Annotated in this window: 18 protein-coding genes; 11 read left to right on the forward strand and 7 right to left on the reverse strand. The window is 58.8% G+C overall.

Translation table 11 applies throughout. The features are described 5' to 3' along the window. Positions 1–55 precede the first annotated feature (55 nt). From SJY32_RS07640 to SJY32_RS07650, 3 genes are read right to left on the reverse strand one after another with little or no spacing between them, the layout of a single operon-like run. Complete coding sequence (locus tag SJY32_RS07640) at positions 56–1,408, reverse strand: efflux transporter outer membrane subunit (protein ID WP_376873507.1); 1,353 nt, start codon at positions 1,406–1,408, stop codon at positions 56–58. Then, the gene (locus tag SJY32_RS07645) at positions 1,405–4,512 is read right to left on the reverse strand and encodes an efflux RND transporter permease subunit (protein ID WP_376873509.1); all 3,108 of its coding nucleotides are present in this window, start codon (positions 4,510–4,512) and stop codon (positions 1,405–1,407) included. The genes SJY32_RS07640 and SJY32_RS07645 overlap by 4 nt, the downstream gene beginning before the upstream one ends. 3 nt (positions 4,513–4,515) lie before the next feature. Continuing rightward, positions 4,516–5,688 carry an efflux RND transporter periplasmic adaptor subunit gene (locus SJY32_RS07650; RefSeq protein WP_376873511.1) on the reverse strand — a complete coding sequence of 391 codons (1,173 nt, stop codon included), beginning with the start codon at positions 5,686–5,688 and terminating at the stop codon, positions 4,516–4,518. A gap of 77 nt (positions 5,689–5,765) precedes the next feature. Here SJY32_RS07650 and SJY32_RS07655 point away from each other — a divergent pair, with 77 nt between their 5' ends. From SJY32_RS07655 to SJY32_RS07665, 3 genes are all read left to right on the forward strand, one after another. Beyond that, entirely contained in the window at positions 5,766–6,362 is a 597-nt protein-coding gene (locus SJY32_RS07655; RefSeq protein ID WP_376873514.1) for a TetR family transcriptional regulator, read from the forward strand. Between the two features lie 259 nt (positions 6,363–6,621). After that, the gene (locus tag SJY32_RS07660) at positions 6,622–7,815 is read left to right on the forward strand and encodes a DUF3500 domain-containing protein (RefSeq protein ID WP_376873516.1); all 1,194 of its coding nucleotides are present in this window, start codon (positions 6,622–6,624) and stop codon (positions 7,813–7,815) included. An 11-nt stretch (positions 7,816–7,826) separates the two neighbouring features. Continuing rightward, positions 7,827–8,372, forward strand: coding sequence for a hypothetical protein (locus SJY32_RS07665; RefSeq protein ID WP_376873518.1), 546 nt, complete (start codon positions 7,827–7,829; stop codon positions 8,370–8,372). Positions 8,373–8,536: 164 nt separating this feature from the next. On the opposite strand, the gene SJY32_RS07670 is transcribed toward SJY32_RS07665, so the two are convergent. The 3 genes from SJY32_RS07670 to SJY32_RS07680 all read right to left on the reverse strand — a co-directional run bounded on the left by SJY32_RS07670 (position 8,537) and on the right by SJY32_RS07680 (position 11,501). Further along, positions 8,537–9,712 carry an ABC transporter substrate-binding protein gene (locus SJY32_RS07670; RefSeq protein ID WP_376873520.1) on the reverse strand — a complete coding sequence of 392 codons (1,176 nt, stop codon included), beginning with the start codon at positions 9,710–9,712 and terminating at the stop codon, positions 8,537–8,539. 81 nt (positions 9,713–9,793) lie between these two features. Then, on the reverse strand, positions 9,794–10,237 hold the full coding sequence (locus SJY32_RS07675) for a cupin domain-containing protein (protein WP_376873521.1): 444 nt from the start codon (positions 10,235–10,237) through the stop codon (positions 9,794–9,796). A 25-nt stretch (positions 10,238–10,262) separates the two neighbouring features. Further along, positions 10,263–11,501, reverse strand: a complete 1,239-nt coding sequence (locus SJY32_RS07680) for a flavin-dependent oxidoreductase (RefSeq protein WP_376873523.1) — start codon at positions 11,499–11,501, stop codon at positions 10,263–10,265. Between the two features lie 688 nt (positions 11,502–12,189). On the opposite strand from SJY32_RS07680, the gene SJY32_RS07685 reads away from it, so the two are divergent. From SJY32_RS07685 to SJY32_RS07710, 6 genes are all read left to right on the forward strand, one after another. Next, a complete protein-coding gene (locus SJY32_RS07685) occupies positions 12,190–13,113 on the forward strand; it encodes a branched-chain amino acid ABC transporter permease (protein WP_376873525.1) in 924 nt (307 codons plus the stop codon). Beyond that, positions 13,110–14,096, forward strand: a complete 987-nt coding sequence (locus SJY32_RS07690) for a branched-chain amino acid ABC transporter permease (protein WP_376873527.1) — start codon at positions 13,110–13,112, stop codon at positions 14,094–14,096. The genes SJY32_RS07685 and SJY32_RS07690 overlap by 4 nt, the downstream gene beginning before the upstream one ends. Next, positions 14,093–14,860: an ABC transporter ATP-binding protein gene (locus SJY32_RS07695; RefSeq protein WP_376873529.1), complete on the forward strand. Its 768-nt coding sequence runs from the start codon at positions 14,093–14,095 to the stop codon at positions 14,858–14,860. The genes SJY32_RS07690 and SJY32_RS07695 overlap by 4 nt, the downstream gene beginning before the upstream one ends. Next, positions 14,851–15,549, forward strand: a complete 699-nt coding sequence (locus tag SJY32_RS07700; RefSeq protein ID WP_376873531.1) for an ABC transporter ATP-binding protein — start codon at positions 14,851–14,853, stop codon at positions 15,547–15,549. Before SJY32_RS07695 ends, SJY32_RS07700 begins: the two co-directional genes overlap by 10 nt. 215 nt (positions 15,550–15,764) lie before the next feature. Further along, positions 15,765–17,384, forward strand: coding sequence for an AMP-binding protein (locus SJY32_RS07705; protein ID WP_376873533.1), 1,620 nt, complete (start codon positions 15,765–15,767; stop codon positions 17,382–17,384). Between the two features lie 5 nt (positions 17,385–17,389). Beyond that, the gene (locus tag SJY32_RS07710; protein WP_376873535.1) at positions 17,390–18,232 is read left to right on the forward strand and encodes an alpha/beta hydrolase; all 843 of its coding nucleotides are present in this window, start codon (positions 17,390–17,392) and stop codon (positions 18,230–18,232) included. Positions 18,233–18,256: 24 nt separating this feature from the next. Here the strand turns inward: SJY32_RS07710 and rlmF are convergent, their stop codons facing one another. Beyond that, entirely contained in the window at positions 18,257–19,192 is a 936-nt protein-coding gene (gene rlmF, locus SJY32_RS07715; RefSeq protein ID WP_376873537.1) for a 23S rRNA (adenine(1618)-N(6))-methyltransferase RlmF, read from the reverse strand. A gap of 305 nt (positions 19,193–19,497) precedes the next feature. On the opposite strand from rlmF, the gene SJY32_RS07720 reads away from it, so the two are divergent. Together SJY32_RS07720 and SJY32_RS07725 are read left to right on the forward strand one after the other, a co-directional pair. Further along, positions 19,498–19,830, forward strand: a complete 333-nt coding sequence (locus SJY32_RS07720) for a DUF2322 family protein (protein WP_376873539.1) — start codon at positions 19,498–19,500, stop codon at positions 19,828–19,830. Positions 19,831–20,086: 256 nt separating this feature from the next. Continuing rightward, positions 20,087–20,470, forward strand: a complete 384-nt coding sequence (locus tag SJY32_RS07725; RefSeq protein ID WP_376873541.1) for a thiol-disulfide oxidoreductase DCC family protein — start codon at positions 20,087–20,089, stop codon at positions 20,468–20,470. The last annotated feature ends 175 nt before the right edge of the window (positions 20,471–20,645 follow it).

Genomic DNA, 20,645 nt, shown 5'->3' on the forward strand with positions numbered 1-20,645 from the left:
CGACGTCAGCCATCTGACAGCAGACCCTGCCCCGATCAGAACAACGCGTGACCGCTCACTCGCCCAACGATGTGGCAGCAGCGCCAGCACCGGTTGCGATTTTCAAAACCGCCCATGCCTGTGCCGCATCGTTGACCGCCGATGCCGCCGAAATCCGCGCCGTTGCGGTGTTCCGATCCGTTTCGAGCAGTTCAAGAAGCGTGATTGCGCCGCTGCGATAATTGTCCTGCGCAAGTGATAAGGCGTGCCGGTAATCATTCGCCGCAGTAAACAATAGCCCCGATCTCTGGCGGTAGCGCGCGAGATTGGATTGGGCGATTTGCACATCCTCGACCGCGTCCATAACCGAGGCGCGCCAAGCGATCTCAGCTTGTTTCGCGACTGAGACATCGACCTCTTTCGCCGCTTTCAACTTCCCTTGGTTGAAGATCGGAAGAGACAGATCGGGGCCAAAACTCCATGTGTTCGAACTCTCCGACCGTCCAACTGCCCCGCTCAGCGACAGCGACGGGTATTGCGCCGCCTCGGAAACCCCAACCTGCGCGAGGGCAACGGCCAATTCGGCTTCAGCGCTGCGAACATCGGGACGGTTGCGCAACACATCCGCCGGAACGCCCGTCGCGCCACCGCTCGGCGTGCGCAGCTGAGCCGCCCCTTTTTGGAGCTGCTTCATGATCGGATCGGCCGGTTCGTTCAACAATGTCGCAATGGTATAAACCTCCGCATCAAACAAAGCGGCATATTGCGGCAATGCGGCCCGCGCCGTCGACAAAAGCGCCTGCGCCTCCGCCACCTCGTATTCTGTCGCAGCGCCGGATTCGTATTGGCTGCGCGTGATGTCGACGGTTTCCTCACGCGCCTTGATCGTATCGCGCGTCAGGGCCAGAACCTCTTGATAATAGCGCGCGTCCGCATATGCGCCAAGCAGCTCTGCCAGCCACGCAAGGCGGACCGTTTCGACATCCGCTTGCGCCGCAGTCACAGCAGCAAGCGCGCCTTCGCGTTCCCGTTGGATGCCGCCAAACAGATCAATGACGAAGCTTGCCGTGAGCGCCCCCGAGGAGCTTGATGTTGAGGCGATGTCCTCGCCGCCGCTGCGCGTGCGAGAGGCCGATAGCGAGCCATCAAGCGCAGAATTCACCCCCGTCATGCGCAATTCCGCTCTCGCCTGCCGGATCGCCTCCGTCGCGGTCAAAACATCAAGGTTCTGCGCCAATCCGCGATCTACGAGCTGATTGAGGGTGGGGTCTTTGTAATCGCGCCACCACGTCTGCATCGCCACCGCGCCGACGGCCTGCGCATCTCCGCCAATAAAGCGGGCCTGCAAAGATAGGTCGGGGCGTTGATACTCGGGCCCAACGGCACATCCAGCGACGGCCAGCGCGAGCAGTAGAGAATATGATTTCACTTGGAGACTTCCTTTTTTGCACGCAGCATGGCCGTGGATTGAATGACGGCGATGTAGAACAACGGAACCATCACGATCCCGATCACGGCAGAGAAAATAATCCCGCCCAGCATCCCCGTGCCGATGGATTTTTGCGCATTTGCCCCCGCGCCCGACGCCAACACCAACGGTGTAATGCCAAATCCAAAGGCGAGTGACGTCATCAGGATCGGGCGCAAACGTTGACGCGCCGCCGCATCAGTGGCCTCCAGCAGGCCCATCCCCCGCGCCCGCAAGCTCTCGGCAAATTCGACAATCAAAATCGCGTTTCGCGCCGCAAGTCCGATGGTCGTGAGCAGCCCGACCTTGAAATAAACGTCATTGGATTGACCGAAGATCCACGTGGCAACCATCGCGCCAAGGATACCCACCGGAACCGAGAGCATCACCGCGAACGGCACTGTCCAGCTTTCATACAGGGCCGCGAGACACAGGAAGACGACGAGCGCAGAGAGGCTGTAGAGGAGCATTTCCTGGTTCCCCGACAGACGCTCTTGGTAGCTCAACCCCGTCCAAGCGGCGCCGTACCCGCCATCGAGGTCCGATGTCAGCTCCTCCATCGCCGTCATCGCGTCCCCCGAACTGAGCCCCGCAGCCGCCGCGCCAGAGATTTCCAGCGCGCGCGTCCCGCCGTAGCGCGCCAATTTCGGGGTGACCGTCTCCCACTCCTGCGTGACGAAGGATAACAGCGGGACCATCTCAGCGTTCTCGCTGCGGACATACCATTTGTTGATATCGTCGGGCTGCATACGCGCCGTGGCATCGCCCTGCACGATCACCTCCCGCAACTCGTTGCCCAATGGGAAATCATTGACATAGGAGCCCGAAAACACCGTGGAGAGCATCGCGTTCACATCCGAGAGCGATACGCCAAGTGCTTCGGCTTTTTGCTGGTCGATGTTGATTTTGAGCGAAGGCTGGCTGGCATCTTCATTGCCTCGCATATTGCTCACACGTCCGTCTGCGGTGCCAAGCGCGACCAGCTCATCGGCCGCAACACTCAGCGCCGCCTGGCCCGCGCCGCCCTGATCCACCAGATACATGGTGAAGCCGGACGACGACCCAAGGCCCGGAATGGCGGGCGGTTGCACCACAAAGAATTTGCCAAACCGCGATTGCGCAAAGGCCTTATTGGTGCGGTTCATCAAGTCGGTCGAGCTCAGGCCCGGGCGATCATCGTAATCCTTAAGCTTGGTGAACATCATCGCGTAGTTCTGACCGCTTCCGCTGAAGCTGAAGCCCACGTTCGAGAACACGCTTTGCACCATCTCGGTCTCCTCGGTCAGCATGTGGTTCTCCAGCGATGCGACCGCGCGCTCGGTTTGTTGAACCGTCGAGCCCTGCGGAAGCTCGATAATCGTCATCAAAACCCCCTGATCTTCCGTCGGCAGGAATGAGCTGGGCAGGCGGTCATAAACCCACCACGACGCAAAGACGACGCCCGCCAACACGATCAACACACGCAACGGGCGCCGCGCCAGCCGCGTCACCGCCCCGCCATAGCCGTTGGTCAGCTTATCCAGACCGCCGTTAAACCAGCGCAAGGGTGCAAAGCTCGTTTTGCCGTGCGAGGGTTTGAGAAGCTGCGCACACATAGCCGGCGTGAGGATCAAAGCCACGAACAACGACAAGACCATTGCAGAGATAATCGTGACGGAGAATTGCTTATAGATCACGCCCGTCGAGCCCGACATGAACGCCATCGGCAGGAACACAGCCGACAGAACCATCACGATCCCGATCAGCGCGGTTGAGATCTCTCCCATGCTTTTCTCGGTGGCCGCGACCGCATCCAGCCCCTCCTCTTCCATCACGCGCTCGACATTCTCGACCACAACAATTGCGTCATCGACGAGCAACCCGATGGCGAGGACCAGTGCGAACATGGACAGGGTGTTGATCGACATCCCAAACGCAGACAAAACGCCAAATGTGCCCAGCAAAACCACCGGAACCGCAATCGTGGGAATGAGGGTCGCCCGCCAGCTTTGCAAGAAAAGCAAGATGACCAGAAACACCAAGATCACAGCTTCGATCAGCGTGTGGTAGACTTGCTCGATCAACTCTTCCACGAAGGGCGATGTGTCAAAGGGATATTCAACGCTAACGCCCTCAGGCAGGGACGCCGCCAGATTTGAGACCACCGCGCGAACGCGCTCTGCCGTGTCAACGGCATTGGCGCCCGTCGCGAGGTTCACGCCAAAGCCTGCCGCGGGGTGAGCGTTGAAGCGGCTGGATGTGCCGTAATCTTCGGCGCCCAACGCGACCGTTGCGACATCCCCTAGATAAACAGCAGAACCATCCGTGTTTGTTTTCAACAAGATGCTTTGGAAATCTTCGACGGATTGCAACTGAGATTGCGCCGAAAGCGACACCGTGAACTCTTGCCCCTGCGTGACCGGCTGATCGCCAAGACTGCCGACGGTGATATTGGTATTTTGCTCGGAGACGGCGGTTGTCACATCGGCGGCGGTCAGCTGATACTGGTAGAGACGCTCGGGATCGAGCCAAATGCGCATCGCATATTCGCTGCCAAAAATATTGATAGAGCCGACACCTTCGGTGCGCTGCACCGCATCTTGGATGGTGCTGCTCAGGATGTCACCCAACTCGAGCGTCGTGTAGCGGCCGTCCTCACTCACCAGCGCGCCGACCATCAAGATCGAGCTTGTCGAGCGTGTCACGGACACCCCTGCCGTTGTCACCTTTTCCGGCAGTTTGGAGTCGACGAGTTGGAGTTTGTTTTGAACCTGAACTTGGGCCATGTCAGGATCGACCGTGTCATCGAAGGTCAATGAAACGCTGGCCGAGCCCTCGGTCGAAGACGAGGTCATGTAGGTCATCCCGTCGAGCCCCGTCAAACCGTCTTCAATCACGGTCGTGACCGAATTTTCGACCGTCTCTGCTGACGCGCCGCTATAGGTCGCGCTAATGCGGACAGTGGTGGGCGCAATATCTGGATATTGGGAAATCGGGAGGCTGGTGACGCTGAAGGCACCGACCAGCATGACCACGATCGCGAGAACCCACGCGAAAACGGGGCGATGAATGAAAAACGATGCCATGGATCAGTCCTCTGCGCCGCGGCTGTCAAGATCTTGCACATTGCCATCCGCGTCGATTGTGGCGGTGATCGGCACCACCGCCTGCCCTGCTTTCAAACTGGAAAGCCCGTCGATGATAAGCTGATCCCCTTCGTTCACGCCCTCCCGCACGATCCAAGAATTCTGGTAGCTACCGTCCTCGGTCAAAGTGACCTGGTGTGCTGTCCCGTCCTCGCCCGCGAGATAGGCCGTGAGCTTGCCCGCGCTATCGCGCACGGCGGCGCGTTGCGGCACCAGATACGCTTGAATCGTCCCGATCACGATCTCGCCGCGCAGGAACATGCCCGGAATGACGATGTTATGGGGGTTATCGAATTGGAAACGCACCGTGACCGTCCCGGTGGTGGTGGAAACCGAATTGCCCGGTGTCACCATTTTGCCAGTGCCGCGGTAAACATCCCCGTTCTCGAGCCGCAGCGTTGCCTCCAGATCATCGTTGCGGGTGATGCTGCCTTCGTCGATGCCCTTGCGGAACGACAAAATGCGCGCACTGGCCTCCATCATATCGACATAAATCGGATCAGCGCGCACGATTGTCGTCAATTCATCGCTTTGCCCTGCGGTCACGAGATCCCCGACAGAGACGGTCGGAACATCGGCCCGCCCTGCGATCGGGCTTGTCACCGTGGTCCATGACAGCTCCGTTTGCGCGTAATCCAATGCGGCTTGCGCGGCCTCCAATGTGGCCTCGGCCTCGGCCAAACTGGCGCGCGCTTGCTCCACCTCAGCCTCGGTAAAGCCCCGCCCAGCCAGCTGCGTAGCCCGGTCATAGGCCGATTGTGCAACCGGCAGGTTCGCCTCGGCCGTGGCCAACGTCGCGCGGGCGGAGGCTTCCGCGGCCGCGTAAGCCGCGTCATCAATACGAAACAGCGGATCGCCAACGTCAAGGGGCTGACCCGGCGTGTAGAGGATTTCCTCGATCACACCGCCGACGCGCGGGCGCAAAAGCACCTCTTGCGAGGCAACCGCGCGCCCCGGCAATGTCACGGCACGTGGCACGTCTTGGCGCGTGAGCTCAACAACGCCCACCTCCATCGGCCCTGCCGGCGGCATCGGCGCGCCCTGCGCGGATGCCATCGACGCCACAATCGACAGCGCCAATGCAACCCCCGTAATTCTCCGACCGCGATCGCGCATTCCTCACCACCTCTTGACTATTCGACAGATATCCTACGTAATATGCAGAACATGCACATTATGCAATGAATGTGAAAATGACACTTACGTTACGAGATAAACGCCGACACATGACGACCCGCGACATCCAGCAAGCGACGTTAAAGCTTGCGGTGGAAAACGGGCTTGATGCGGTCACGACAGAAGCCATTGCGGATGCCGCAGGGGTGAGCACGCGAACGTTTTTCAATTACTTCCCAAACAAGGAATCCGCAGCGATAGGCATTCCGCCGGGATTTGATCCCGCCGACAAAGCCGCGCTTTGCGAGGGGCGCGGCGCACTGGCGAGCGACATCAAGACATTTCTCGACAAGCACATGACCTCTTTAGCGCAAGATGATGCGACTTTGCGCATGGTCCGTGACGTGATCCGCCATAATATAAAGGCGAATTCCGTCCTCGAGCAGTTCCATGTGGCCGAACGAGAGGAGTTGACCGAGTGCCTAAATCAGCGGGTTGATGACGCGCATATCGCGATGGCCCTTGCGAGTAACGCGGTCTCTTGCACGTCGCGCGCGATCCAACTGTGGGAAGAAACGCCGGGCATTTCTCTCACCGAGGCGCTTGATATCGTGTGGCAAGGGCAGATCGCCGCCGCGCGATTGCTCACCGATGCCGAACGCCTTGCGCCCTAGACCAGCCTCCTCGTCTGGCGCGTAGAAAGCCGCGCGCGGGCACGTCCCGCAAGCCTCGCCCGCGTCACGCAGGCCCTGTGCCCCACCCCGTGGCCTCCCGTGCCCCCCACCCGTGCCCGCGCGATGCCTTGCTAATTTTTGCCCCATCCGGAATACTAACCGCTTCAACAACTTAGAATAACGTTGCGCACGCACTATCCGGATGGCCCCCGGAGCTTGGCGCGGCGATCTGTCATTAATTGCGAAGGAACAAGCCGTCATGCGGCATCGGAATAGTGTTTTGAAAGGGGGCGCGCTTCTGGCGCTACTCGCCGCGCCGGCTTTGGCACAGCAAGCTGCTGATGGCCCTGCCGATGGCGCGCATGGCGGTCCGCCGCCGATGTCGGAGGCCGATCAGGCGCTCAGCGCCGCCTTGCAAGAGCGTATGGGCGATACCAGCACCTTGATGGGAACCGTGCCGATCCCCGAGAGCGCTTTGAGCTGCGACGCGAGCGCGAGCTACGACCGGATGCTCTGTCTGATTGATCTGCTGAAGGCTGCCGTGTCCGAAGATACGCTCGCGCAATTGCAACTTGAGTACTCGCGCACCGAGGCGGAATATTGGAGCAACCTACCCGCGGGCGCCTTCCCCAAACGCCCCGGCGTTTTGCTGGGCGAGTTGAATACCAAGCAGCGCGGCTTGGTGAAGGCGATCATGATGGAGGCGATGAGCGGCGAGACCAATGAGGGCTGGGACGAGATGGTCCAAACCCTCAATGCCGACGATTACATCAACACGGTGAGTACCGATTACAAGGCAGGGTATTCCTCCTATAACACCAAATTCGCCTTCCTCGGCACGCCCTCCGCAACTGGGGTTTGGGAGTTGTATTACGGCGGGCATCATATGGCCTTCGCCAATACCTATGTTGACGGCAAGCTCGCCGGGGCCACACCGTCTTTCCGCGGCGTCGAGCCGTTTGATTATTTCGAGATGAACGGCCGCGTGAACGCCCCGCTTACCCAAGAACGCGATGCCTTTGCGACGCTGCTGTCAGCGTTGTCCGACGATCAGAGCGCGGCGGCGACGCTGGAGGGAACCTACCGCGATATTCTTGCGGGACCGCAAGCGGATGATGCAATCCCTGATACGTTTGAGGGTTTGCCCGTCGCAGACCTCGACGACGCGCAGACCGCACTCTTGCTCGCCGCGATCAAGACCTATGTCGGGGATATTTCAACGGCGGAAGCCGATGCGTATATGGCCAAGTATACCGCCGAACTCCCCGAGACCTATCTCGGTTTCTCGGGCACGCCACAGATCAGCGCAGAGGATGATTATGTCCGCGTGCACGGCCCGTCGCTGTGGATCGAGTTCTCGCTGCAGTCGAATAAATCGACCGACAAAGTCGGCAACCATCCGCATTCCGTCTGGCGCGATTTGACGGATGATTATGGCGGTCAGACCGAGTGAAGGTGAGGCGGATGTGGCGTGCGGGCATGACGGCCTTGGCGCTTTGGGCGGCAAGGCTGGGCGGGGCATTGGCACATGCCTTGCCCGGTAGCCTCCTACGGGTGGAACACTTCGGCGATGCGCTGCACATCACGGCCTCATTTCCCTTGCAAGATCTCGTCATTGTCGCGCCCGAACTTGCCGCAATGGCCGATTTGCCGACTGACGCGCCCTTGCCATCCGATATGGTCGCGCAATTGCAACGCTATCTGGATCAGCACATCACCCTCGCCGCCGGAGGCAGCGACCTGCCATTGACCCTCACGCAAGCGCGCCTGCACCCCGTGCAGGACGACCACCTCGGCTACTTCATTGAAGTCATCAGCGACTGGAGCGCGCCCCACCCCCAGACCTCGTCCGAGGCCGCGATCTTAACCTATGATGCGGTCATGCACGAAGTGCGCAACCATCGCGCCACGGTGGAATGGGTGTCCTCTAGAGGCACCACGCAGAACTTGGCAGAGTACGGATTTTTCAGCGCTAACACCGGGATAAAACTCGCGCCAAAATCCGATTAAACCTATGAAATGTAATATAATCCTCAACATTATCGCCGAATGGCCGCACGGCACAAACGGCGCGTTGCCCGCTTGTCATCACCACAAAATAAGCCCCGCGCCGCCCTCAGGGTTGCGCGGGGCAATGATGATTTTATTCCGAGCAGATCTGTGCTCGCATCAGATCACATCTTGCAGTCACCGACGTAAGGATCGGCGTAATCGTCGAAAATCTTCTTCACCAGCGACGTCGCGAAACGACCATCTTCGCGCTGCACAACTTGGGTGAGGTAGAAATCCTGCACGGGGAAGTGGTTGTCCGAGAATTTAAAATCTCCGCGCAACGAGGTGAAATCGGCTTGTTTCAGCGCATCTCGCACCGCGCCTCGGTCGCTCAAATCGCCCCCGACCGCTTTGATCGCGCTGTCGATAAGCATGGCGGCATCATAGGCTTGGAACGCGTAAGTTGCGGGAACGCGGTCGTATTTCGCGGTGAACTCTTTGGTGAATTCGGCGTTTTGCGGGGTATCCAAATCGGGCGCCCAGTTCGAGCCCGACATCATCCCCAAAGCAGCTTCTTTTTGTGCGGGCAGAGTGGATTCGTCGACCGTGAACGCCGATAGGAACGGAATGTAATCCATTCCGGCCTGCTTGAATTGCCGCACAAAGTTCACGCCCATCCCCCCCGGCATGAACGCATACACGGCGTCTGGTTGCATTGCCGCGATTTGGGCAAGTTCGCCCGAGTAATCAAGCTGTCCAAGCGGGACCAGCAATTCGCCCGCCACGGTATTTGTGTACGAACGCTTAAAACCCGCCATCGAGTTTTTTCCGGCCTGATAATTCGGCGCGAGCAAAAATACGTTTTGGTAGCCCTGCTCTTGCGCGAATTCGCCCGATACCTGATGGATTTGATCGTTCTGATAGGAGGTCACAAACAGGTTTTCATTGCACTCCGTCCCCGCCAAAAGCGATGTGCCCGCGTTTGTCGAGATCAGGAATGTGTCTGCCTCGGTCACCGTCGGCAAGATCGCGTATAGAACATTTGAAAAGACCGGACCGACCACGAAATCGACCTTATTGCTCTCAACCAGCTCGCGGGCGCGCGATACCGCGAGATCAGGCTTTTGCTCATCGTCGATGATGATGATCTCGGCGTCGAGGCCGCCAAATTTATTCCCCAACTTTTCCGCCGCCAACATAAACCCGTCGCGCGAATGCTCGCCCAAGATGGCTGCGGACCCTGAAAGGGTGTAGATCAAACCGATACGAACCTTCCCATCCTCGGACATGGCACTGGCAGGGTTAGAGAGGCCAGCGATCAACGCAGCAGCAGCGACAGTGGTATAAATCGTTTTCATTCCGGTTTCCTTCTTCTATTTGAACCAAGGGTTGGAAGCGCTCGCAGGGCCGCGTTCAGGGACCGCGCGGCGTCTCATCGTTCATGCGGGCGACGGCAGGAAATTCACGGCGAAATTGGCCGAGACCTTCACGACCTCCTCCGGATCACTCATGTTATGGAGTGTCTCGAAAAGCTCCCAAATTTTGTCGGATGGCGACACCCAAAAGAGCGTCGTGACCTCGTTTGCCGAGCGGTTGAACAATCCATGCGGAAGTCCCTTCGGCATGCAAAGCATATCCCCCGCCTTCGCTGTCCCTTCCTGACCATCAAGAACGTAGTCCAGCTCGCCCGTCAGGATATACACGAATTCATCCTGATTTGGGTGAATATGCGGCGGGACGAACGTGCCCGGCGGCAATGTCGCATGCCAAGATGTCGATGTCTCGGACCGGCTCTTGGGCACGTAGATCTGGCCCAGAATATTCCAGACGCGATCCTCGATCGATCCGTCCTTTTGTGTCAATGAAGCTACCATATCAGTCATAGGTCGATTTCCTTTCACTCGCTTATCAGCCCGTCACGGCTCTTTTCTGGGTGGAGTCTGCCGCGAACCCCGCGGTCGAGGCGTAACCGCCCACGATCGCTTGGCGCTCGCTAAAGCTGATGACATCATTGAGGGTCTTGAAGCCCTCCGGCGCGCGGCGTTCGACCTCGTCAATCACGCCCTCCGGTCCGCCCTCGCGATTCAACGCAACCACTTGCGCCGTGGCAGGACGGCGCGACGCATCATACGCGGCAAGCGCGTCAACAGGATTGGCCCCGCCCGCCAACGCATCCGCCAAAGCGCGCGCATCCAAGATCGCTTGGCTCGCGCCGTTTGACCCCACAGGATACATCGGATGTGCAGCATCCCCGAGCAGCGTCACGCGGCCGTCAGACCAGCGCGGCAAAGGATCGCGATCGCACATTGGATATTCGAGGAATTCCGGTGTCGCGCGGACGAGCCCCATAAGATCAATAATGTCCACGTTGAAGGCATCGATATGAGGCGCGAGTTCTGCAAGTGTCCCCTTGCGGTTCCAGTCCTCACGTTGTGGAGCGGGATCGCCCGGCGCGCCTGCGCGGTAGGTAACAACCCAGTTCATCAGAACTTTATCCGGCGTTGTAGCAGGCCCGATCGGATACAGAACGAGTTTATACGTGAACCCGCCCGCGACAAGCATCGTGCGCCCGTCCGCGAATGGCTCGGCTTCGGTCGCACCGCGCCACATCATAATTCCGTTCCAACGCAAACCTGCCTCATCGGGAAACATCTGAGCGCGCAGCGCCGAGTGAACGCCGTCAGCGCCCAGCAGCACATCACCCTCAGCAACGCCCCCGCCCGCAATCAACAGCCGCGCGCTTGAGGAGGTTTGTTCAAACCCGACGCCACGTGACCCGAGCTTGATCGCCTCTTCCCCCAAGCGCTCTCGCACGGCAGCGGCGAGCATGGCGTGCAAGCGGCCACGGTGGATCGAGAATTGGGGATAGGCATGCCCCTGATCCATGCCGCGAAGCTCGCGCCAAATCTCCTGACCTTGGCGATTGGCATAAATCAGTTCACGCGTGCGGATCCCGATTTTATCCAATTCCGGCAGCAATCCGATCTCCGCCAGTTCGCGGATTGCGTGGGGCAATACGTTGATCCCCACCCCGAGCTCCCGAATCTGGCTCGAAGCTTCATGAAGCTCGCAGTCGATTCCGCGTGCATTCAGGATTAACGCGGCCGTCAATCCGCCAATTCCAGCACCATTAATGACGACTTTCATAGCGGCCCTCCTCTTTCCTGTCGTAGGCCCCACAACGTAAAGCTGTTCGGACTTAAAGCTTTTCACTGTGAGAACCTTGCGCCAACAAAAGCGGTGAACCCTAACGCGCATCTGGAAAAACCGAAAATTTTTTTGCGGGCGCACAAAAAAAGTGCAGTAAAGTGGCGATACAGGGTTCCTTGCCTAATACGGCATCGTTGAAATCCGATCTTCTTCCACGAAAATAACCCCCCTGCGGATCAAAATCCCTTTAAGGCTAAATCTTCATCGAAGATTCGCTATGCCCGTGCGGATGCAAACTTCGCAAGGAAAAGCACCGTCAGACAATCCGTTACGCACCCAACCCAAGCGCGGCAGCCACATCGCGCGACCACGCATGAAGAAGACGCGCTCGTGATCCGGCGATGTGTATAGCCGCGCGTTTGCATATAAATCGCCGCCCGACCCCATGCCTTTCACAAACGCCCAAACTAGCGGCACAGTCATGACAAAATTACTGGCGATTGCGCCGCCATTGAAAACTCTGGCGTTCCTGATGCGACAACGGCGCGGCCGGCGCAATTTACCCTTGCCTAAATACTTTACCCTTGAAACATTTAGACGAGCGCAATTCCGGCCCAGACGATAGGATGACATTCATGACCTCCCACCCACCCTGCCTCAGATCCACGACACCGGAGCGCCCGACATGCTAGACCTCTTCATCCTCCAAGTTATCGGCGGCGCACAGTTCGGGGTCCTTTTGTTTCTGGTCGCCGCGGGGCTGACGCTCGTGTTCGGGATCATGGATTTCATCAATCTCGCGCACGGCGTTCTCTACATGGTTGGCGCCTATTTGATGGCAAGCTTCGCGGCGATGACGGGAAACTTCTGGTTCGGCCTTTTGCTGACAATCCCGAGCATTCTCGTTTTGGGCGTTTTTCTCGAGGTGACGGTCTTTCGCAAACTCTATGATCGCCCGCATCTCGATCAGGTGCTCGCGACGATGGCCCTGATGATGATGATCTCCGAAGTCGTCCGGATGATCTGGGGGGCCGCGCCGATGAACGTCGCGATGCCCGATAGTCTCTCTGCATCAATCCCCCTGATCGGGCCAATGCGCTTTCCCGTGTACCGCCTTGCAATCATCGGCACAGGGCTCGGCGTTGCGCTGTTTTTATGGCTCGTCATTCAGCGCACGCGGATCGGAATGCTGCTGCGCGCAGGCGCGTCGCGTCGCGATATGGTCTCGGCGCTTGGGGTTGATATCTCGAAACTGTTCATGCTGGTCTTTGCGTTCGGCGCCATGCTCGCAGGTTTTGCCGGCGCGATCGTCTCCCCCGTCCTATCCGTGAGCCCCGGCATGGGGGACAGCATTCTCATCCTGACCTTTGTCGTGATCGTGGTGGGGGGCGTCGGTTCGATCAAGGGCGCTTTCATTGCCGCCTTGATGATCGGAATCATCGATACCGTCGGCCGGATTTTTGGACCAATCGTGTTGCGCGAAATCATGGAACCCGCAGCGGCCGCGCAGCTTGGTAGAACCCTTGCCCCGATGCTTATCTACATCCTGATGGCGGCGGTTCTCTTTTTCCGACCCGCCGGATTATTCGGTCGGAGCCATGCGAAATGAGCGATATGAAACACACCCCCTCCGCCAGAGCTCCAATGTCGTCGAACATGCGACTGGCCGTTGCCATCTTCGCCGTTCTGGCGATCCTTCCACCGATCTTCATCCTGACGGGCGAAACCTTCCTGACATCGGTTGCGACGCGGATGCTGGCCTATGCCATCGCGGCGCTCTCGCTCGATCTTATCTTGGGATACGGCGCGATGGTTAGCTTTGGCCACGCGGCCTATCTGGGGTTCGGCGCGTATTCAGTCGTGGCGCTGTCGCGGATGGGTATTACCGATATCTCCATCCAGATCCTGACCGGCATGACGATCTCCGCCCTATTTGCCCTGGTCACAGGCGCGATTTCTCTGCGCACGCGCGGCATATACTTCATCATGATTACGCTCGCCTTCGGGCAGATGGCGTATTTCTTCTTCACCTCTTTGTCGGCTTGGGGTGCGGATGATGGCATCGCGATCCCTGACCGCTCGACCATCTTCGGCGCGCCGTGGCTGCAAAACGACGTCACCCTCTTCTACGTCTCCTTGATGCTTTTGATCGGCGTCTTTGCCCTTTTGCGCATGATAACCTTGTCGCGCTTCGGGCGGGTGCTGATTGGCGCATCGGAGAATGAGACGCGCCTGCAAGCGGTAGGGTACACGCCGTTTCCCTATAAGCTGACGGCATATGTTCTCTCGGGCGCGATTTGCGCGGTTGCGGGCGTTTTGCTGGCCAATACCACCAAATATGTCTCGCCTGATCTCATGACGTGGCACAGATCTGGGGAGCTGATCATCATGCTCATCCTGGGGGGACCGGGCAAACTGGTCGGCGCACTGACGGGCGCATTGGCGACCATCGGGCTGGAAGACGGGCTCGCGCGCCTTTGGGATCACTGGCGGCTGATCTTCGGATTCATTCTTCTTCTGGTCGTTTTATATTCACCGGGCGGTTTATCAGGCCTCACCAAACGTTTGGGCCGCGGAGGTCGGAACTCATGAGCACCCCCCTTTTGAAAGTCCGTGATCTGCGCAAATCTTACGGCGCCTTGAATGTGACCGATAGCGTCGACCTTGACGTTGCCCAAAACAGCATTCACGCCCTGATCGGCCCCAATGGCGCCGGAAAAACCACCCTGATCAGCCAGCTATCAGGGCAACTCACGCCCGATAGCGGTCACGTCATTTATGATGGCAAGGAGATCACCCATCTCTCAATGCCAAGCCGTGTCAAAATCGGGCTCGCGCGGTCGTTCCAGCTCACCAGTATTTTGCCCAGCCTGACCCTGCTTGAAAACGTGGCCATCGCCGTGCAGGCGCGCTCGGGATCGTCCTTCCAGTTCTTCCGACCCGCCGCACGCGACGCCGCGCTCAACGATGAAGCTATGATCTACCTCAAGGAGGTCGGGCTGGCGGACGCGCCCGACCGGCTCGCGGGGGCGGTCAGCCACGGTGAAAAACGCCAGCTGGAGATCGCAATCGCGCTTGGCACAAAGCCGCGCCTGTTGCTTCTGGACGAGCCGCTCGCCGGAACAGGGCCGCAGGAGGCCGAGATCTTGATCGATGTGATGCGCAGGCTGCGCGGTCGCGTGACGATGCTTTTGATCGAGCACGACATGGACGCCGTCTTCAAGCTGGCCGACCGTATTTCGGTACTGGTCTACGGCCGCGTCGTCGCAGAAGGCAACGCCGACCATATTCGCAATGACCCCAAAGTTCGCGCCGCTTATCTGGGCGAAGAAGAAGGAGACTCCCGATGCTGCTGATTGAGGATATGCATGCCGCCTACGGCGAAAGCAGGGTTTTGTTCGGAATGAATCTTCGGGTTGATCGCGGTGAAGCGGTCGCGATGCTCGGGCGCAACGGGATGGGCAAAACCACCACGGTGAATTCCATGTTCGGACTTGTCCGCCCGACACAGGGCCGCATCAATATTGACGGCCACGATCTGTCTGGCGCTGCCCCGTACCGGATTGCGCGCGCGGGGCTCGGCCTGGTGCCCGAGGGGCGGATTATCTTTCCGAACCTGACGGTTGAGGAAAATCTGATCGCCACCGCGCGCAGCACAGACCGCAAAGGCAAATGGACATTGAAAACAATCTACGGGCTTTTTCCACGGCTCGAAGAACGTCGCCGCAATATGGGCGATCAGTTGTCTGGCGGAGAGCAGCAGATGCTGGCGATTGGCCGCGCGTTGATGACCAATCCCGAACTCATCGTGCTTGACGAGGCAACCGAAGGATTGGCGCCGATCATTCGTGACCAGATTTGGAGCTGCCTCATCCACCTCAAATCCGAAGGAGAAGCCATCCTCGTCATCGATAAAAACGTCGACGCGCTCTGTCGCTTTACCGATCGCCATTACGTTGTCGAGAAAGGCCGCGTCGTTTGGGAAGGCAGCAGCGAGATGCTACGGGCGGACACCGCCATCAAGGATCGCTACCTGAAAGTCTGACGAAAGCGGTACACCAGCGCCCCCATCGGGGCAAAACAGCTTCAAGCTTAAATTCTCACGCAACACCAAGACGCGCAGAAATAGGCTATTTATCGCTTTATGATTGATTTTTAAGCATGAAGGCGAATGAAGTTTAGCATAATAAGTTTTAAACTTGAAATTTATGGGCGCAAAAGGTCTAGTCGAAGGAAGATCCAAAAAACGAAGGACCTATCATGCTCGGCCCTAGCCTCCACATGGATACATTCGCGCGCGACAACCTCCCTCCGATCGAGACACAGCCCGTGTTCAACCTCACCGCCTTCCGTTACCCCGAGGTGATGAATGCCGCTGTCGAACTGACAGATCGCATGGTTGAAAAGGGGTTTGGCGACCGCGTGGCGCTTGTCGGTCAAGGCCGGACCCGAACCTACCGCGAGCTTGCGGATTGGACGTCGCGCATCGCGCGCACCTTGGTGGAAGACTACGGCATCAAACCCGGCGCACGCATCCTGATACGCTCCGCCAACACGCCCGCGCTCGTCGCCTGCTGGCTCGGCGCCACCAAGGCGGGCGCTGTTGTCGTCAACACAATGCCATTGCTGCGCCTGAAGGAGCTAAAGCAACATATCGACAAGGCGGAGGTCGAACTCGCATTATGTGATGCGCGGATGATGGAGGAACTGCTTCCCTGCCTCGATCAATGCCCCTCCCTACAGCGTATCGTGGCCTTTGACGGCACCGCGACACTGGACGCGGAATTGGACCGTGCCGCCTCCGCCAAACGTGAGGGGCCGTTTTGGGTGGAGACAGGCCGTGATGATGTTGCGCTTTTGGGGTTCACCTCCGGCTCAACGGGCATTCCCAAAGCGACGATGCATTTCCACCGCGATCTCCTCATCATCGCCGATGCCTATGCGAAAGAGGTGCTGGACGTCCAACCCGAGGATATTTTCGTCGGCTCCCCCCCGCTCGCTTTCACCTTCGGTTTGGGAGGGCTCGCGATTTTTCCATTGCGGTTTGGCGCATCGGCAGTGTTGCTGGAATACGCGCCACCCGCCGAGTTGATCAAGATTATTGAACAGCACAAGGCGACCATCTGCTTCACGGCGCCAACGGCCTACCGTGCGATGCTGTTGGCCATGGAGGACGGCGCGGATCTCTCGTCTCTCAGATGCGCGGTATCGGCCGGCGAAACCCTGCCCGCGCCGGTCTTTGATGCGTGGATGAAACAGACGGGGCGACCGATCCTGGACGGGATCGGCGGCACCGAGTTGCTTCACATCTATATTTCCAATCGCTTTGGCGACGCGAAAGCGGGCGTCACAGGCAAACCCCTAACGGGGTACGAAGCCAAAATTGTCGATGACGAGATGAACGAGGTCGCGCGCGGCACAGCCGGTCATCTCGCCGTCAGAGGGCCTGTCGGCTGCCGCTATCTGGCCGACGAGAGACAGTCGGTCTTTGTCAAAGACGGCTGGAACCTGCCGGGCGACACCTTCATCCAAGATGAAGACGGGTACTTTCACTTCGCTGCGCGCTCCGACGATATGATCGTCTCCTCCGGTTACAATATCGCGGGCCCCGAGGTTGAATCCGCCCTTCTCGCGCATCCGGATGTCGTGGAATGCGGCGTCGTCGGCGCGCAAGATGACGCTCGGGGCATTATCGTTCAGGCGCATATCGTCCTGCGCGAAGGGGTTCCCGCCACGCCCGAGACCGCCAAGGCCCTACAGGACTTTGTGAAAGCAACCATCGCGCCCTATAAATACCCACGCTCCGTCATCTTCGAGACAGCGTTACCCAAAACCGAGAGCGGTAAAATCCAAAGATTCCGCCTGAAAGAGAGCGTCTGACTGCCATGTTTACCAACGTTCAATGGCCTGCGATCACGGATTGGGATGCGATGTATGACAACGCGCCCGCAATCCCCAAAGGCCACGAATGGCCGCAAAGATGGGTCGACCCCGCCCAAACTGCGCGCGAGACATTTCTTGCGGCGGGGCGGGCAAAAATCGGTGTGAAATACGGCGACCGGCCGCGCAACCGTTATGATCTTTTCCTGCCCGACGACGTGCCGCGGGGCGTTGTGATCTTCGTCCACGGCGGTTTTTGGATGGGGCTTGATGAAAGTTACTGGTCACATTTCGCGCAAGGTCCGCTGGCGCACGGGTTTGCGGTTGCGGTGCCGACATATACCCTCGCCCCTGAGGCGCGGATCTCCGAGATGACGCGCGAAATCGCGCAGGCAATCTCCCATGCGGCCCGTGATATTGCCGGCCCGATACATTTGTGCGGGCATTCCGCAGGGGGGCATCTGGTCACGCGAATGGTCGTCGAGAACGGCCCGCTGGCACCGGAAGTGAGCGGACGCATCAAGCAGGTGCTGTCTGTCTCGGGGCTGCATGATCTCCGCCCGATGCTCAAATACTGGCGGAACAAGACGCTTCACCTTGATCTCACTGAAGCTGTGCGCGAAAGCCCCGCCCTGCTCGCACCCCAGCCCGGCGTTCGTTTGACATGCTGGGCGGGCGCGATGGAAACTCCGGAATTCTTGCGCCAGAATGCTTTGCTCGCAAATATCTGGCGCGGTTTGGGAAGCGCGACAAGCTGCGTGGAGGAGCCGATGCGGCACCATTTCAATATCTTGGACGGGCTGACCGACCCTCACCACCCCATGTCACTGACGCTTTGCGCGCCCTAACAGAGGCCGGCTTGCGCACGGGCCTCACGCGCCGCGTTTTGCGGCATTGGCCAGGAACGAGGCTCTGTGATTGCGTCGAATATAGGTCCACGCGACGAAGCGGCTTGTTTTCTGCCCCTGCGCCATCTCGCAAACCGTGTAATCGGCCACGCGGGCAGATCCCAAAATCCTGCTGAGAGGCTTGAGATTGTCTTTCTTTGACACCAAGCAGGTGAACCACAAGCATTGCGGCGCGAAATCGATGCTCTGTTCGACCATGCTCGCAATGAATTTAATCTCGCCCCCAGGGCACCAAAGCTCCGCGTTTTGGCCGCCGAAGTTAAGCGTGTCAGATTGCCCCTTGCCGAGGTTTTGCCACTTCCGCTGTGTGCCCCTATTCGCTTGTTCAAGCGAAGCATGAAACGGCGGGTTACACATCGTGAGGTGAAAAACGTCTCGCGGGTCAATCACGCCCCTAAAGATATTCTCGCGGTTTGCTTGATGCCTCAGGCGGATATTGAGATCGTTGAGCTCGCAGATCGCCTTAGCAGATTTGATCGCCAGCGGATCGATATCCACGCCGGTGAAATCCCATCCGTATTCACTTTGACCGATCAAAGGATACACCAAACTGGCGCCGGTGCCGATATCCAGAACTTTGACGTCGCGCCCGCGCGGAATCTCTCCGCCGTTGCTTTGCGCAAGCAGGTCCGCGAGCGAATGGACGTAATCGACACGACCGGGAATAGGCGGGCAGAGATAGGTCGGCGGGATGTCCCAAAAATCGATTGCGTAATGCGTCTTCAACAGCGCGCGATTGAGCATGCGCACCGCGCGCGCATCCTGAAAGTTGATCGTCGTCTGGCCCAGCGGATTGCGCATCGTGAAGGCCTCAAGATCCGGCATTTGCGCAATCAAACGCGCAAAATCATACCCTTCCCGATGTTGGTTACGGGGGTGTAGCATCGTCTTGGTGGCCATGAGAAAGCCTTCTGAAAGTTTGGAAGTCTGTCGCCGGGCTGATCCTAGACCGTCCCGACCGCGAACGGAATACACGAACCGCCCTACGCCGTCATTCGGGAAATCGGCCGCGTCCCCGCCCTCACACGCGCCGCGATCCTATCTTGCCGGTTTGCGGCGTCTTGAGGTCTCGCAAGGGCCGGTCGCGCTCGAAGGGATATTCTCTGGCGGATCGCGCGTCCCACGACAGCCCATGCCGAAGGCGATAGCAAAACAGCTCGAAGCTTGTTAATACTGCGCTCGATTTTACCACTAGGAAATACATGATGATAAAGCCCACCGCGTCATTCAAAGACAACCTCGCCCTTCTGCCCTCGATCGAGACCCTCGCCCGCATCGATCTGATCGATCAAAATGACAACGTTGTCGCATCCATTGAAAACCAACCCGGCAAGCAAGGGTCCCTCGCGGTATATCAATACCTTGCCGGTCAGTTTGGCACGCTGGATGCCGAAGCCGCCGCCTATGGCATGACCCTTTTTGCCGAACACACAGCCGATGCCGAAAATCGCCCCGGTGCGCATCCGAATATCGACCGGCTGCTCGATATCCAGCGCGGCGCAGCAAGCTTGCGCCTGAAAGTGACCAAGGCTGCATAAGGTCTGTGCCGCTTTCCGAGCCTGCCGCATCGTCTTGCCCGCGACAAAGGAGGCCCGAACAGCCCGCGACGCGGGCAAGTCGATTTGATGCGCGCTCTTAATTTGGGCGCCTCAAATCGACACCGCCCCCGCGAACCGACCATCCATATCGAGAGCCAGCCTCCGCTTGAGGTCGCGCCCTTACGCGCAACGCAAAAAGCAACGGGAAAGCGAAGGCGAGCGTTGATTTACCGTTCCCGCGGCCTAGGTTCTGATCATGGAAAAAGACGCCCCCACTTCCGTTCTCTACAATGCGAATTGCCCGGTGTGCAATTTCGAGATCACGCAATATGCGCGCTACGCGGATCGGGAGGGATTGCCGATCCGGTTTGATGATCTGAACACCGATGCCCGCGCACGGTGGGGGATTGATGCGGATGCGGCGGCGCGGCGCCTATATGTCTTGCATGAGGGGGCGCGCACGTCGGGGATTCCTGCCTTCATCGTTCTTTGGTCGCAGATGCCGCGCTATCGGTGGCTCGCGCGGATCATAGGCCTTCCGGTGGTGCGCTCGGTTGCTTCAACGCTTTATGATTACGCCCTCGCTCCGCTCATTTACCGCTGGCATCTGCACCGCCTGCGCAAGCAACGCGCAGCATAACGGCAAAGGCGTTGATAATCGCGCGCGCCACCTGTTTTTGCCGACGTTCCAATTAGATACACCGGATACATCGGATAAATCCGGACCTTATCCGCGACCGCTGACGGCCCCGCCCTGCGGCCTTGCGCTTGCGCCCCAGTGCGCCGAACCCGCCGGTTCCGCACGCGTTCCGACA

The organism is Albirhodobacter sp. R86504, from assembly GCF_042466415.1.
Classification (GTDB): Bacteria; Pseudomonadota; Alphaproteobacteria; order Rhodobacterales; family Rhodobacteraceae; genus Albirhodobacter.